Raw genomic sequence first — 13,954 nt, forward strand, 5'->3', positions numbered from 1 at the left:
GGTGTGGGAGAGTAGGTTACCGCCGACCCAACAAGTTCACAAACACAACAACCAGCCCTACGCCACCCCTATTGATGCGGTGACTAGGGCTGGTTTTTCGTTACGCCCCACCTAAGACCAGCAGACCACCCGGAAACAAGCCGCCGCATCAGGTCCTCCGATCAGGTGGGGGCTGCTAGCAGATAACGAAAACAAGCATGCATACCCCCAGGTGGAATGTATAGACACGCCACTGTTTCCGTGTTGTGTGCTAGCAAACCACCCGGAGACAGACTGGCTGCTAGCAGATAACGAAACCAGCCCTACATATCCCCAGGTGGAATGTGTAGACACAGCACTGTTTTCGCATTGTGTGCTAGGAGAGCCCCGGAACCACGCTGCCTACTAGCAGATAACGAAAACAGCACAGAAGTGTCGACTAACAGCTATGCCTCGGATTGTATGAATCAATCCTTACCTTGAACTGGATTGCACGACTATCCTTGGAAAAGCTTGCGTTTCCGGGCACCATTCAATGCTGCCCAGGTAACGCAGTGTGCTTTTTATTTGTGCATTTTAGAAATCTGAGGCATATGTTTAACGGACCCCGCTCACAGCAGCTGCAGACGCAGATGCTGTACCTGGGTGGTTTGATTGGGCCAATGGCATCGCAAACGCTGATTGCGATGGTGCCTGACATGGCAGTGACATTTGGCAAGACGGTGCAGGAGGCATCGTTTGTGGTCACCCTGTATATGGTTCCGTTTGCGTCGTTGATGCTCTTTTCCTCAGCGCTGGTTCGCTACGCCGCACCGCACACGGTTATCAAGTGGGCGTATGCCTTGACGTTCATTGGCTCAGCGATTTGTTTCATTGCGCCGTCGTGGAACCTGTTTCTGGCAGGTGTGCTGGTTATGTCGGTATCAAACGCGTTTACGCTGCCGATCCTCCAGATCATCCTTCGTAATACGGTCCCGGCAGGGCGTCTGGGTCAGGCGTTGGGTCGCTATTTTGCTATGCAGTCGCTAGGTAATTGTGCGGGGCCGTTGGTGGCGGGTGCGGCGTCGTTAGTCAACTGGAAGCTCATGCATGTGGCCGTAATGGTGCTTGCGGGGTTGATGGTGGTGGTGGGGGTGCCGGCGTCGGAAAGGATCCCGAAGAGCTCCGTCAAGGAAAAGGTGGCGTGGGGGACCATGATCATTCACATCCTGACCGTGCTTGCAGTAGGTGTGAGCATCATCGGTATGACTACGGTGCTGACGATCCACCTGCAGTCCGTGTTTGGAATGCCCGCATCTACACGCGGCCTGGTGATCATGGTTGGTGGACTGGCGGCGTTCTTCTTCGCGCCAAAGATTGGTGCTTCGGTGGATCGCTTCGGGGCGCTGAAGATTCTGACTGCGTGTGCGGTGACCGGGGCGCTCGCGGTGGCGTCGATGGCGCACCTGCCGTGGGCAGTTGGCATCGCAGTGCTTTGGGGCATCGCCATGACCAGTGCACAGGGCTTACAAACCACCGTGTCTTACTCGGTGTTGCGCACACCAGGCGGCGCAGGATTCAACGCTGTGGTGCTCTCAGCGCGCTTCTTCGGCCTGGCGCTCACCCCGCTGCTGATTCTGCCGATCTACTTAAATTCCATCATTGCCGGTTTTACGGTGCCGGCGTGTGTGCTGCTGGTGGCACTCGCCTTGCAATGGGGCGCAAGCAAGCGCGCTAAATAAACGCACTAAATAAACGCAAGGCCCTTCTTAGAGGCCTGCAGGAGCTCGTCGTTCTTGCGGGCACGGTTGAGCATCTCCCACTGACGCTGCGGAACCGCGGCCTGGGCGGTTGCTACTACGGAGTGGTCCGGGGTGCCCCACACGATTGGCATCGGGGTGATGGCCTGCCAATGCTGCTTGTCATGGGTGGAGCGCTGCGCGCCAACCGCGGCTACCGGCACCTTCGTTCCCACTGCGTTGTTTTCCTGTGGCAAGGGGCGCACGATTTGCGACGCCAACGCCCACCTCGGCTTCTGCCCCGGATCAACATTCGCGTTGACAAGCGCAGTGACAGTAATAGTGGTGCCAGCGTTCTCAGTAATGATGGCGGGCGCCAACGGATGGTCGTTGTACAGCTGCTGCGGGCTAACAACGCCGCGGGGGATAACAAGGGCGACAATCAGCATCATCACGCCGAACAGCACTAGACCGAGGGAGCCGAGAAGGTGCCAGGGGGAAGCGGGGTCTACAAGAAACCAGATAGCCACACCGGCGGCCACACAGAGAATGAATAGTGAGATGCCGGAGATCACGAGGTACTTGGTATTGCGCAGCAGTTCATTGTGCTGCTTGGCGTAGGCATCGTCCACGTCGAACTTGAATACGTGCATGTCGCTCATGGGGTACAAGTCTAGATGCCGCCTGTTGAGATGTCGTCAGCGTCTATAAGCCTGTAGGCGTAGCCTTGCTCCGCCAGGAAGCGCTGCCGACGCAGGGCGTACTCTGCGTCGAGGGTGTCGCGCGCAACCACGGTATAGAACAGTGCTTCGGCGCCGTCAGCCTTGGGGCGCAGCAAGCGGCCGAGGCGCTGCGCCTCTTCCTGGCGGGAACCGAACGTGCCGGAGACCTGGATGGCCACAGATGCTTCAGGCAGGTCAATGGAGAAGTTCGCCACTTTGGACACCACCAGGGTGGAGATTTCGCCGTCGCGGAACGCTTGGAAGGCGGATTGGCGTTTCTTGGTGGTGGTTTTGCCGTCGACAAGTGGGGCGTCGATGCGCGCGGCGATCTCTTCGAGTTGGTCAACGTAGGCCCCGATGATCAAGGTCTGCTTGCCGGCATGCTGAGCCAGCAGCGTATCGACGACCCCAAGCTTCGCCTTCGAACACGCCGCCAGGCGGTAGCGTTCCCGCGTTTCGGCGCTAGCGTACGTGAGCCGCTCCTGTGCGGTGAGTGTGGTGCGTACTTCGACGCATTCGGCGGTGGCGATGTAGCCGGCCATTTCGAGTTCTTTCCAGGGGGCGTCGTAACGCTTAGGCCCGATGAGGGAGAACACGTCGTCCTCGCGGCTGTCCTCACGCACGAGCGTGGCGGTCAGCCCGAGACGGCGGCGCGACTGCAGGTCCGCAGCCATGCGAAAGACGGGGGCGGGAAGCAGGTGGACTTCGTCGTAGATGATGAGGCCCCAGTCGCGCGAATCGAAAAGTTCCAACGCCTTGTATTCGCCCTTGGTTTTCCGGGTGACCACCTGGTATGTGGCAATGGTGACGGGGCGGATCTCTTTGCGCTCGCCAGAGTACTCGCCGATCTCCTCCGGCGTGAGCGTGGTGCGTCGTAGCAGTTCGTGACGCCACTGGCGGCCGGCAACCGTGTTGGTCACCAGGATGAGCGTGGTGGTCTGTGCCTGCGCCATCGACGCCGCACCCACAATGGTTTTGCCCGCACCACACGGAAGCACGACCACGCCGGAACCGCCCTCCCAGAATGATTCAGTGGCGTATTGCTGATAGTCGCGAAGCTCCCAGCCGTCGTGGTTCAGTGCGATCGGGTGGGACTCACCATCCACGTAGCCAGCCAGGTCCTCCACAGGCCAGCCCAGTTTGATCAGTTCCTGTTTGATCTGGCCGCGGGCGGAAGGATGCACCGGCACCGTCACCTGATCAATCGGCTTAGCCACCAACGGCTGGATCTTCTTGCTACGAAGCACCTCCGTGAGGATCAGCGGGTCGTCTGACTCCAAGATCAGCCCGTGTGCGGGGTGCTTGACCAGTTTCAGGCGGCCGTAGCGCGCCATGGTCTCTGCGACGTCAATGAGCAGCGTCTGCGGGACAGGGAAGCGTGAGTAGCGTTCCAGCACGTCAACGGCCTGCTCCGCGTCGAAGCCGGCGGCGCGCGCGTTCCACAGCGCGAGCGGGGTGATGCGGTATGTGTGTACGTGCTCAGGTGCGCGCTCGAGCTCCGCAAACGGGGCGAGCGCAGCCCGGGCCTTCGCGGCGTCCGGGTGCGCGACCTCAAGCAGCACAGTCTTGTCCGACTGGACGATAAGTGGGCCGTCGCCGTAAGCCATGCGATCTACTCCTCCTGATAGTAGGCGTGCGTAGTCTACGGGCATAGCTGCGAAAAATACATCGCCTAAGTGCGCTAGCCCCTCCGAAGCACCTGAGTCCACTTGGTCACGCTGCCGTTGTTGAGGATCGTGCGCTTGTAAATGCGGGCGGCACCCCACACGACGAGCACAGTGGTGACCGCAGCGATTGCGAAGGAGCCCGCGAGCTGAATGGCGGTGAAATCGCCAGCTGCGTAGGTCAGGGGCGCGGCGAAGATGGAAAATGGCGGGATCCAGCTCACGACCTGCATGAAGGTTGAGTCGGTGTTGGACCAACCAAACAACGAGATGTACACGCATGCCATCAGCAGCATCAGGATCGGCATCTGGGTGGACTGGAGGTCCTCGGTACGCTGCACCATCGCGCCGGCGGCTGCGTAGAGGCCGCCGAAGAACAGCATGGACAGCAGCCAAGCAATAAACAGGATGGGGAGGATTGACCAGTCGACCTCGACGTCATCGATAAAACCCGAGACCTTCAGGCCGATGCCGCCGACGGCGAGCAACACTGCGGTGGCGAGGAAGCCGAAGATGACGGTGCCCAGCAGTTTGCCGGCGAGGAAGTCCAGCGGGCGAACGGAAGCCAAGATGAGCTCGACGACGCGCGAGGACTTCTCCTCGGTGACGCGGCTGCCCACCTGGGCGGCAAACGTGATCACGGTGAACATGACGACGATCAGCGCGAAGAAGGTGGTCAGCAGGCGGGGCAGTAGCTGTGCGGTGTCGTCGCCTTCGGTGTCGTTGATGTCCACCGGTACAACGTTGATCTGCGGGGAGGCAGCCTCGTAGTCGGCGGGGCTAATGCCCAGGGTGCTTAAGGTTTCGGCGCGCGCCTGCTGTTGGGAGAGGGCGTCGAGGCCGGTGAGGATGGTGGTGGAGGGGGAGCCGTCCGCCAGGACTTCCCAGGTGTCGCCCTCGACGATCAGGGCGGCCTGCACGTCGCCGTCGCGGACTAACTGTTCGGCCTCGGCGCGGTCGGTGGCGGTGCGGGCGTCGTAGCCGGCGTCGTCGAGAAGCTGCTCTGCGATGCCCACGGCGGCAACGGCCGGGCCGCCGGCTTCTGCTTCCGCTTCGCCCTTGTTTTTCATCCAGGTGCCGAAGCCGATCATGCCGAGCATGGCCAGCAACATGATCACGAGCGTGACAATGACGCCCTTCTTCAGCAGCAGAATCTGCACCTCGCGCTTCGCGGTAGTGGTGATGGTGTGCATGGGGGAGTAAGTCTTCATTACTTCACAACCTCCTTGAACAGCTCGGCCAGATCCGGCACGACGCGGGTGAACTCGTGGACCGGGCCGGCGGCCATGGCGGCGCGGAGAATGTCCTGGTCGTTGTCGACCGAAGTGGTTTCTAGGGTGACGTGGGTGGGGGTGTCGCTAATAAGCGTGGCGGTTGCGGGGATCCAGCCGCGCGCCTGCGTGCCGACGCGGAAGCGCACCGGACCGCCGGAGCGCAGCTCATCGACGGTGCCTTCGGCGACCATGCGGCCGCGGGTGACAATGCCGATGCGGTCGCAAAGCCGCTGCACCAAATCGAGCTGGTGCGAGGAGAAGATGACTGGCACACCGGCGCGGGCGCGGTCGGTGAGCATCGTGCTCATCACGTCCACGGCAACCGGGTCGAGGCCGGAGAACGGCTCGTCAAGAATGAGCACCTCCGGGTCGTGGATCAGTGACGCGGCCAACTGCACGCGCTGCTGGTTGCCCAGGGAGAGGTCGTCGAGCTTGTCGTTGAGACGCTCGCCGAGGCCCAACTCCTCGAGCAGTTCGGTGCCGCGCTGCTTGGCGGCTGCGCCGTCCACACCGTGGAGTTTGGCAAGGAAGATCAACTGATCCAGGATCTTTTCCTTGCCGTAGAGGCCACGTTCTTCGGGCATGTAGCCGATGCGGCGGCGGGAGTTGTTATCAAGCGGGCGCCCATCGAGGAGCACTTCGCCAGAATCGGCGCTGAGCACGCCTAACGCGATGCGCATCGTGGTCGATTTTCCGGCGCCGTTGGAACCGACGAAACCGTATATCTCTCCGTCGCGGACGGTGAAGTCCATCCCGTCGAGGGCCTGAACGTCGCCGAAGCGCTTGTAGAGGTCCTGAATCTGAAACGTAGTCACCTGACAAAAGCTAGCAAAAGATACGACGTTGCGTGAGGGGGGTTTATCATGGACCCATGACGGCTACCATCTCATCCCCCGCGGCGCATTTGGCCCGCGAACTTGGCTCTGAACAGCAACTATCCACCCGCCCAATCGATCGTATTAAGTACGCGCACGATGCGTCGCACTTCCTGTACACACCCGATGTGGTAGTCGGAGCGCGCAACGCGAACGACGTCGCGGCAGCGTTTCGTGCCTCCGCATCTTCTGGAGCCCCGGTGGTGCTGCGCGCTGGGGGCACGTCCCTCTCCGGCCAGGCGGGTGGTGCCGGAATGTTGGTGGATGTGCGAAAGCACTTCCGCGGCGTGGAAGTACTGGATGGCGGCAAGCGTGTGCGCGTGCAGCCTGGCTCCACGGTTCGTCAGGTCAACGCACACCTGGCTGCCTACGGTCGCAAGATTGGCCCAGACCCAGCGTCTGAGGGGGCAGCAACCATCGGTGGCGTGATTGCGAACAACTCTTCCGGCATGGCGTGTGGCACGCAGTTCAACACCTACAACACCATTGAGTCCCTGACGTTTGTGCTGCCGTCCGGCACCGTGATTAACACGGCGGATACGGATGCAGAAGCGCAGTTTGCGCAGCAAGAACCAGAGCTTGTGGAAACGCTTGAGCGCCTGAAGCGCCGCGTGCGCGACAACAAGGAATCCGTGGACATCATCCAGCGCCACTTCGCGCTGAAGAACACGATGGGCTACAGCCTGAATTCCTTTTTGGACTTTGAGTCGCCGCTGGACATCTTCATGCACCTGCTGGTTGCGTCTGAAGGCACGCTGGCGTTTATCGCGGAAGCGGTATTCCGCACCATCGAGGTGCCGAAAATGAAGACCACCACCATTGCGGTGTACCCGACGTTGGATGCTGCAACACGTTCATTGCCGGCGCTGTTTGAGTCGAAGGCGGCGACGCTGGAGTTGATGGACTCGCGCTCCATCAAGGTTGGCCGCACCTTTGACTCGGTGCCGGAGCAGATCACTGGTTTCGAACTCGGCGGCCAGGCGGCGCTGCTCATCGAATACCACGCTAACGAAGCCGAGCAGCTGCGCGAATACGAGCAGGCCGGCTCCAAGCTGTTGCAGGAGTTTGAGCTGCAGACCCCGGCGCAGTTCAGCACCGATCCCATCGAGGCAGCCAAGGCGTGGGCGTTTCGCAAGGGCCTCTACGCCCAGGTCGCAGAAGCGCGCCCGTCCGGCACGACTGCGCTGCTTGAGGACATCGCGGTGCCGGTTGAGGACCTCGCCGATACGTGCGGCGGGCTGCAGCAGCTTTTCGACACCTACGGCTACGACGACGCCGTCATCTTCGGCCACGCAAAGGACGGCAACATCCACTTTTTGATCACCGACCGCTTTGAGGGCGACGAGAACCTCACACGTTACGACGGCTTCAACGAGGACATGGTCGATCTTGTCCTCGGTGCAGGCGGCAACCTGAAGGCGGAGCATGGTACGGGGCGTGTGATGGCGCCGTATGTGCGTCGTCAATACGGCGAGGAGCTCTATGCGGTGATGGTTGAGCTCAAGCGCGCTGCTGACCCGCGTGGGGTGATGAACCCGGGCGTGATCATCACCGAAGACGATCGCGAGCACATGAAGAACTTCAAGCTCAACCCGCAGGTGGAAGACGAGATCGACCCCTGCGTGGAGTGTGGCTACTGCGAGCCTGTGTGCCCCTCGCGTGACTTGACCATGACGCCGCGCCAGCGCATCGTGGTGCGCCGTGCGCGTGCCAAGGCGCTGCAGGAAGGCGACATGGAGCTGGTCAAGCACATTGACAAGGAGTACCAGTACGAGGGCATTGACACCTGTGCCGTGGACTCCATGTGCGTTACCGCCTGCCCGGTGGGTATTGATACGGGCAAGTTCATCAAGTCGCTGCGTCGCGGCGAGGCCGGCGCGCTGAAGTCCGCCGGCTGGGCTGCTGCCGCAAAAGCGTGGGGCCCGGGCAACAGCGTCGCTTCTGCTGCGCTGACCGGCGCCTACTACATGCCGACCAGCCTGGTGCAGAAGGTGACCGACGTCGCACGTGCACTTGTTGGCAAGGACACGGTCCCGCAGTACCGCCCCGAGCTGTCCAAGGGCGGCGTGAAGCGCTCCAAGGCGTTCGGCACACGTGTTGGCGCGCCGGGAGTGGAGCCGACAGGCGTGTTCGTCCCGGCGTGTGTGAACTCCATGTTTGGTCCGCAAAGCGATGGCGTGGGCGCGTCTGAGGCATTTGCGAAGCTGGTGGAGCGCGCAGGGCTTGCACTTACGGTCCCGGAGGGCATCGACGGAATGTGCTGTGGCACCCCGTGGACCTCAAAGGGCATGAGCACCGGCCACGACATCATGCAGCGCCGCGTCAACGACCAGCTGATCGTCGCAACCGATGGCGGGCGCCTGCCGGTGGTGGTGGACGCCTCGAGCTGTACGCACGGTTTCCGTGATATGGCTGAAAGTATTGGCATCACAGTCATCGACGCCATCGAGTTTGTGGAAAAGCACGTGCTTGCAAATCTTGAGGTCACCCACAAGGTACCGTCGGTGACGTTGCACCCGACGTGTTCGGCGACCCACCTGGGTATCGTCGATACGCTGAAGCACGTGGCTGCTGCGGCGGCCACGGAAGTCAACGTTCCGGCCGAGTGGAACTGCTGCGGCTACGCCGGGGACCGCGGCATGCTGCACCCGGAGCTCACTCACTCCGCGACAAAACGCGAAGCAGCCGAAGCCAAGGAGTTGGGTGCTGTGTGCCACGCATCGTCCAACCGCACCTGTGAGCTGGGTTTGACCGCGGCAACGGGCAAGGACTACGAGCACATCCTGGAGATCCTGGAGCGCGCCAGCCGCTAGGCCAGGACCACCTTGGTGATGCGAGGCAGGGCGATGCGCACGACACGGTCACTGGACTCGTCCAGCGCATCAACCTGCCCGCCGTTCACACTCAGTGGCAGGACGCTAAGCATGCGCCCACGCCCGTTTTTATCCACGTAGCCCAAGCGCACGTGTCGGCGCGCGCGTGCGGCGGCGCGCAGCGTTTCCAGGTTGTCGCCCTCAGCTTCCGGTTCCTCGTCGGGGCTTTCAAGCTTTGCGACGATCCGCGCAACCTCCCCATCCGCCACCTTGTTCACCCGCGGGATGGCCGACGGCGTTGACGGCACCAGTGCCGGCTCCGGTGCAATGTTCAATTCGGCACCTTCAGCGTTTTCCGCCACCGGTTGCAGGCCCGCCTGGCGCAGCTGCGCCATGAGCTGGGGCAGTGGAATGTTGGCAATTGCGGCGGTGGGGGCGAGGGGGCGTAGGGCGTCGATAAGCGAAATGGCCCTGGTGATCAGTGCTGGGTCCTCGCTGCGAATGTAGCTGAGCGCCTCGCCGGCGCGGATGGTGCCGTGGTTGCGCGCGACGTCATCAACCAGGAAGCTCAGCGCCTGAGGGACATCTCCCATGACGTGTGCGGCGAGCCAATCGTGGAGTTGGGGTGCAGTCATGCCGCCGCTAAGTGCGCGGCGCAGGCTGGCTTCGGAGACCCGCCACACGCTGGCCAAGCCCGGAGACTCCATGTCGGCGAAACGCTCTAACACGCGCGCAACATCGCCAGTCAGCGGCCCGGGGGCAAGCACCGTCATGTCAGCCTGGGCAATCAGCGTGTCCACCTCAGGTGGCACGAAGGTGGCTGCGGCGGCAACATCGTCACCTTCCAACACTGCGTGAAGCGGTAAGGAGGCCGCGCCAAGCGCCAACGCACCAACCTGCTCAGCCTCGGCGACTACTACGTTGATCAGCGCGTCGCACATGGCGGCGGCAGACAGGGGAGCGTGAAAAAGCAGCATCTCTTTGTTGCCGCCAGCGCGCAGGATGTCCATGCGGGCATGTCTCACATCAGGCGCGTAGCTTTCTGAAGACAAAAGCCTGTGGCCCTGGTCAACGCGCCATGGCGAGGCGACCCAGCCGGCGAGCACGATCGCCCACTGTTCTTTTAACGTGGCGTCGAGCCAGCTCAGCGCGTCATGCGTCGCGGCGAGCGCATTAGCGTCTTCCGCCGGGTCCACATTTCCGCGGCCGACAAGGCCCGCGGATTCGCCCACGGTGATCAGAAACGCTGGATCAAACCCCAGCTCTTTTGTCAGCGCAGCCAGTGCGCGCACGCCGACCGTGCTGTCCTTGTTCAGCGTCACCGGCTGCGCCAACAAGCGCGTGAGCAGCTGGCGCATCTGGCGTACAGCTTCCAAACCCTGCGCGGTTGCGGCCTCATCTACCGCGTGTTGGTCTATCTTGGAGCGCTGCGGTTCTACAAGCGGGTAGATGCGCGGGGTTTGGCCAGCAAGCGCTTCACGGACGGGCCGCGGGAGGCGCACGGTTGCGGCATCAACTCGCACCAGCATCTGCTTGGCTATCAGGCGTGCAACGGGGGTGTCCGGATCCGCATCCGGGGCGGCCGCCTTCGTGGTTCCCACACCACCTGCACGCGCCAGGGTTTCCAACACTTTGCGCTCTTGGGCATCAAGCTTTTCAACGCCCTCGCGCACCCTTTCCGGCGCCACATCCGACACCCTCCACCCAGCCGGTAGGGCGCTGAGGGTGCCAGGAGAAATCCGCACCGCATCAGCCGCACCGGTGATTAAGGCGCGCTCCCGCAGACGCTCTAGCTGTAGGTCAAGGCCGGTTGTGTCAACAGGGTCAAGCTCCGCACCGCGGTCTGCCAACTGCTCTAGCGCATGCAGGTCTGCGGCGTTGAGCGTGCGCAGCGCGCGAGAGACAGAACCCGGCAGGCCAAGGCGGGTGCGGAGGGACGCCTGCGTTGGGGGAGGAGGAAAGAACGCGTCCGGGCGGGTGCGAAGTAGTGCTCGAAGCTGATCCTCAGTAAACATTTCCGCACAATCCTACGTGCGTTTCTCTTCAGAACGTGAAAGAATAAGACGCATGGCTAAAGATGCAGTGAAGATTGGGCGCGCGAATCCGGCATGGCCCACGAACGTTCCTGGTAATGGTCACCCGGTGACCGAGATCTCCTCCAAGCTGGCTGGCGCAAGCAGCCCGTTTGGCAATGAGTTGGTGTTGCCGATGCCGGCGGAGGAGACCGGCTACGTGCACACCACTTCCCGTCTGAACGGCGAGTAAATCTTAAGCTCGTACGAACAACAAAAGCGGCCGCTGAAAAGCGGCCGCTTTTGTTTGCTAGCTGTTAGAAGCCCAGCGCACCAGCGATGTTGCCGGCCAGCACGGAGTCGATCAGCTGGCGGTTAGCCAAGTAGAAACCGTTGTAGTCGTGCTTGTTTGCGGCGTAGGTGTCGTGGACTTCCTGCGGCACGGTGTGGCCAGCGTTAGTCAGCACCGTGGTCAGCTGGTTGAACAGTGCGTCCACGGCCAAGCTGTCAGAGCTGCCAGCAGCTGCCTCATCGGCCGGGGCTGCAGCCGGAGCCGGAACGGTCTGCACTGCCTGTGCGTCGCGGTTGGTCGGTGCGGAGTTCAGGCCGTGGCGTGCGGAGCAAGCCGGCCATGCGCCCCAGCCCTGGCCGGCGAGGGTGCGCTCAGCAATGACGATCTGCTGCTCACGGGTTGCCAGGTTGGCGGTTGGGGCGAATTCGCCGCCACCGTATGCCAGCCAGGTGCCGTAGGAGAACTGCAGACCGCCGTAGTAGCCGTTGCCGGTGTTGATGGCCCAGTTGCCGTCAGACTCGCACTGTGCGAGCTTGTCCCAATCGGAATCCGGTGCGGCCGTTGCCTGCGGTGCGGCGATGCCTGTGAGCGCGGCAGCGGCGGCTGCGCCTGCGAGTGCCTTCGTGCTCACGGAGGTGGTCTGCTTGGAGTGGCGTCCCATAGTTACTTCCTTCTCTTACGGGTCGGTTGACTTCGGACGTTTCGCAGTAGCCTAACGCTTTATAACGATTCAGTCACGCTCGTGCCACAAAATGGCGAAGATAATGGGTTTTGGGGCGCTATAAGGGCAGATCGTGGCGTCGAAAAGCGAAATATGTGATCTATGTCACCTGGGGTTGCGGTGGGGGCTTTAGGGTGGCGCGGTAAGCTCACCAGATCTACGAAGACAGGAGGATTTGCCATGCCAATTGGAAAGGTTAAATGGTACGACGCCGAAAAGGGCTTCGGTTTCGCCTCGAACCCGGGTGAAGAAGACGTCTTCATCGGCCGCAACGTGCTGCCCGAAGGGGTTGAGGAGCTTGTACCCGGCCAGCGCGTGGAATTCGACTTTGCCGCCGGCCGCCGCGGCCCGCAGGCGCTGCGCCTAGAAATCCTGGACACGCCGCGCCGCAGGCCCGTGCACCGCCGCAAGCCGGAGGAGCTGGGCAGCATGCTTGCAGACGTGATGACGCTGATCGAAACCCAGATTCAGCCCGCACTGACCGCTGGCCGCTATCCGGACCGCAAGGAGTCCCGCCAGGTTGCGGAGATCCTGCGCGCAGTGGCGAAGGAGCTCGACGCTTAAATAGGCGCTTACTCAAACCCAACAGACCACGTTGCAACGACGGGGACTTCCTCCGCGTCGGCAGCGTGGTCAATTGCTAGGGCGGACACTTCCGCCACCACAAGCTTCGCCCCGGACTCAGTCACTGCATCAATGTCGTGCTCAGTAGCTTCGCCGGAGGTGTATACGGTCTCGTTGTTGGCGGCAGGGTCGTCATAAATAGCCAACACGCGCCAGCTGGTCTGCGCAATGTCCTTCGGCACTGTCACGTGTACAGGTTCGGAGTCTGCCCCCACACCTAACGGCATGGACGGGGGAGTGCCACCGTCGCACTCCTGGTCAAGCTCACAGACGGTGTACGGGGGGATCTCGCGGGTTTCACCGGCGGATGTCACGCTGATTGCAACATCTGAAATCGGAGTGCCCGGGCGGGTGCGCTGGTACTCCATAAAGAAATAGATGCCGGTGACAAGGAGCAACGCAACGGCAATAACTGCCACCATTTGCTTCACGCCTTGGTTCTTTCCGCCTTTTGCCATGGTTGCGGATTCTACCCAGCAGCCTTAGTCGGCGGGTTCGAAGGTAACCCGGTACAGGTCCGGCCAGCGCTTGCCCGTTACATAAAACTCCTCAGTATCCGGGATATGCGCAATGCCGTTGAGGACGTTGTTCAAATCTGAAGCGGCGTTGTTCGGCACCCCAGAGGCGTCAATCACGGCGGTGACGTTGCCCGTCTCCGCGTCAATGCGCACGATATCGGTGGTGGTGAACACGTTGGCGTACACATCGCTGCCCACGCACTCCAGCTCATTGAGGCCGTCGACCGGGGTGCCCGCCAACGTGACGTTGAAACGCTCGCGCTCCTCAAGCGTCTCGGGGTCCATGCGGCGTAGTTGCGCGGTGCCGTCGGAGAAAATCACCTCGCCGGTTGCTTCGAGGTGGCAAATCCCCCAGCCCTCACCATCAATTGCGGCCTTGTCGAGCACCTCAAGCGTTTCGGCATCACGTTTATAAGCCACGCCGGATTGCCAGGTGAGTTGCCACAACGTGGCGTCGATAAGCGAAATGCCCTCACCAAACTGATCATCTGGCAGCGACTGGGAAGCTAGCTCGGTGCCGTCGATATCGCGGCGATACACCCGGGACTCGCCGTTCCAGCCCGTGCCCACATACAACTCACCGGCCGGGCCCACCTCAAGGCCCTGGGTGAAACTCGTCGGATCAAAGTCATAACGTTGCTGCACAACAGCTATCAACTGCTCCGGCTGATCGTCTGTGCCGCAAGCACTCAGCGGCAGCAGCGCGAGAAGGGCAAATGCAGCAAAAGGTTTGGCCATAGGC

The 13,954-nt window shown here is 61.8% G+C and carries 12 protein-coding genes; 4 read left to right on the forward strand and 8 right to left on the reverse strand.

Translation table 11 applies throughout. The annotated features are described in order from the left end of the window. Positions 1–572 precede the first annotated feature (572 nt). A complete protein-coding gene (locus tag HMPREF3101_RS08935) occupies positions 573–1,700 on the forward strand; it encodes an MFS transporter (protein WP_083280184.1) in 1,128 nt (375 codons plus the stop codon). Between the two features lie 5 nt (positions 1,701–1,705). Here HMPREF3101_RS08935 and HMPREF3101_RS08940 read toward each other — a convergent pair whose 3' ends face one another. The 4 genes from HMPREF3101_RS08940 to HMPREF3101_RS08955 all read right to left on the reverse strand — a co-directional run bounded on the left by HMPREF3101_RS08940 (position 1,706) and on the right by HMPREF3101_RS08955 (position 6,172). Next, on the reverse strand, positions 1,706–2,359 hold the full coding sequence (locus tag HMPREF3101_RS08940; RefSeq protein ID WP_246816712.1) for a DUF3239 domain-containing protein: 654 nt from the start codon (positions 2,357–2,359) through the stop codon (positions 1,706–1,708). 11 nt (positions 2,360–2,370) lie between these two features. Next, positions 2,371–4,026 carry a DNA repair helicase XPB gene (locus HMPREF3101_RS08945; RefSeq protein WP_070464550.1) on the reverse strand — a complete coding sequence of 552 codons (1,656 nt, stop codon included), beginning with the start codon at positions 4,024–4,026 and terminating at the stop codon, positions 2,371–2,373. Positions 4,027–4,100: 74 nt separating this feature from the next. Next, positions 4,101–5,294, reverse strand: a complete 1,194-nt coding sequence (locus HMPREF3101_RS08950; protein WP_070464553.1) for an ABC transporter permease — start codon at positions 5,292–5,294, stop codon at positions 4,101–4,103. Next, positions 5,294–6,172, reverse strand: coding sequence for an ABC transporter ATP-binding protein (locus tag HMPREF3101_RS08955; protein WP_070464556.1), 879 nt, complete (start codon positions 6,170–6,172; stop codon positions 5,294–5,296). Before HMPREF3101_RS08955 ends, HMPREF3101_RS08950 begins: the two co-directional genes overlap by 1 nt. A gap of 56 nt (positions 6,173–6,228) precedes the next feature. Here HMPREF3101_RS08955 and HMPREF3101_RS08960 point away from each other — a divergent pair, with 56 nt between their 5' ends. Then, positions 6,229–9,045, forward strand: a complete 2,817-nt coding sequence (locus tag HMPREF3101_RS08960; RefSeq protein ID WP_070464559.1) for an FAD-binding and (Fe-S)-binding domain-containing protein — start codon at positions 6,229–6,231, stop codon at positions 9,043–9,045. On the opposite strand, the gene HMPREF3101_RS08965 is transcribed toward HMPREF3101_RS08960, so the two are convergent. Beyond that, a complete protein-coding gene (locus tag HMPREF3101_RS08965; protein ID WP_070464562.1) occupies positions 9,042–11,060 on the reverse strand; it encodes a helicase-associated domain-containing protein in 2,019 nt (672 codons plus the stop codon). The two genes, HMPREF3101_RS08960 and HMPREF3101_RS08965, sit on opposite strands and share 4 nt — an antisense overlap. Positions 11,061–11,112: 52 nt before the next feature. Here HMPREF3101_RS08965 and HMPREF3101_RS08970 point away from each other — a divergent pair, with 52 nt between their 5' ends. After that, on the forward strand, positions 11,113–11,310 hold the full coding sequence (locus HMPREF3101_RS08970) for a hypothetical protein (protein ID WP_070464566.1): 198 nt from the start codon (positions 11,113–11,115) through the stop codon (positions 11,308–11,310). A 64-nt stretch (positions 11,311–11,374) separates the two neighbouring features. On the opposite strand, the gene HMPREF3101_RS08975 is transcribed toward HMPREF3101_RS08970, so the two are convergent. After that, positions 11,375–12,010, reverse strand: coding sequence for a resuscitation-promoting factor Rpf1 domain-containing protein (locus HMPREF3101_RS08975; protein ID WP_070464569.1), 636 nt, complete (start codon positions 12,008–12,010; stop codon positions 11,375–11,377). Between the two features lie 240 nt (positions 12,011–12,250). On the opposite strand from HMPREF3101_RS08975, the gene HMPREF3101_RS08980 reads away from it, so the two are divergent. Next, positions 12,251–12,634, forward strand: a complete 384-nt coding sequence (locus HMPREF3101_RS08980; protein ID WP_052205091.1) for a cold-shock protein — start codon at positions 12,251–12,253, stop codon at positions 12,632–12,634. 8 nt (positions 12,635–12,642) lie between these two features. Here HMPREF3101_RS08980 and HMPREF3101_RS08985 read toward each other — a convergent pair whose 3' ends face one another. Together HMPREF3101_RS08985 and HMPREF3101_RS08990 are read right to left on the reverse strand one after the other, a co-directional pair. Next, positions 12,643–13,152: a DUF2771 domain-containing protein gene (locus HMPREF3101_RS08985; RefSeq protein WP_070464572.1), complete on the reverse strand. Its 510-nt coding sequence runs from the start codon at positions 13,150–13,152 to the stop codon at positions 12,643–12,645. A 24-nt stretch (positions 13,153–13,176) separates the two neighbouring features. After that, the gene (locus HMPREF3101_RS08990) at positions 13,177–13,950 is read right to left on the reverse strand and encodes a glutaminyl-peptide cyclotransferase (protein WP_246816713.1); all 774 of its coding nucleotides are present in this window, start codon (positions 13,948–13,950) and stop codon (positions 13,177–13,179) included. Positions 13,951–13,954: the final 4 nt, after the last annotated feature.

Source organism: Corynebacterium sp. HMSC29G08 (genome assembly GCF_001806875.1).
Lineage (GTDB): Bacteria > Actinomycetota > Actinomycetes > Mycobacteriales > Mycobacteriaceae > Corynebacterium.

Coding starts and splice junctions, on each gene's coding strand:
- HMPREF3101_RS08935 (WP_083280184.1), top strand. CDS start 573: ATGTTTAACGGACCCCGCTCACAGCAGCTGCAGACGCAGATGCTGTAC.
- HMPREF3101_RS08940 (WP_246816712.1), bottom strand. CDS start 2,359: ATGAGCGACATGCACGTATTCAAGTTCGACGTGGACGATGCCTACGCC.
- HMPREF3101_RS08945 (WP_070464550.1), bottom strand. CDS start 4,026: ATGGCTTACGGCGACGGCCCACTTATCGTCCAGTCGGACAAGACTGTG.
- HMPREF3101_RS08950 (WP_070464553.1), bottom strand. CDS start 5,294: ATGAAGACTTACTCCCCCATGCACACCATCACCACTACCGCGAAGCGC.
- HMPREF3101_RS08960 (WP_070464559.1), top strand. CDS start 6,229: ATGACGGCTACCATCTCATCCCCCGCGGCGCATTTGGCCCGCGAACTT.
- HMPREF3101_RS08965 (WP_070464562.1), bottom strand. CDS start 11,060: ATGTTTACTGAGGATCAGCTTCGAGCACTACTTCGCACCCGCCCGGAC.
- HMPREF3101_RS08970 (WP_070464566.1), top strand. CDS start 11,113: ATGGCTAAAGATGCAGTGAAGATTGGGCGCGCGAATCCGGCATGGCCC.
- HMPREF3101_RS08975 (WP_070464569.1), bottom strand. CDS start 12,010: ATGGGACGCCACTCCAAGCAGACCACCTCCGTGAGCACGAAGGCACTC.
- HMPREF3101_RS08980 (WP_052205091.1), top strand. CDS start 12,251: ATGCCAATTGGAAAGGTTAAATGGTACGACGCCGAAAAGGGCTTCGGT.
- HMPREF3101_RS08985 (WP_070464572.1), bottom strand. CDS start 13,152: ATGGCAAAAGGCGGAAAGAACCAAGGCGTGAAGCAAATGGTGGCAGTT.
- HMPREF3101_RS08990 (WP_246816713.1), bottom strand. CDS start 13,950: ATGGCCAAACCTTTTGCTGCATTTGCCCTTCTCGCGCTGCTGCCGCTG.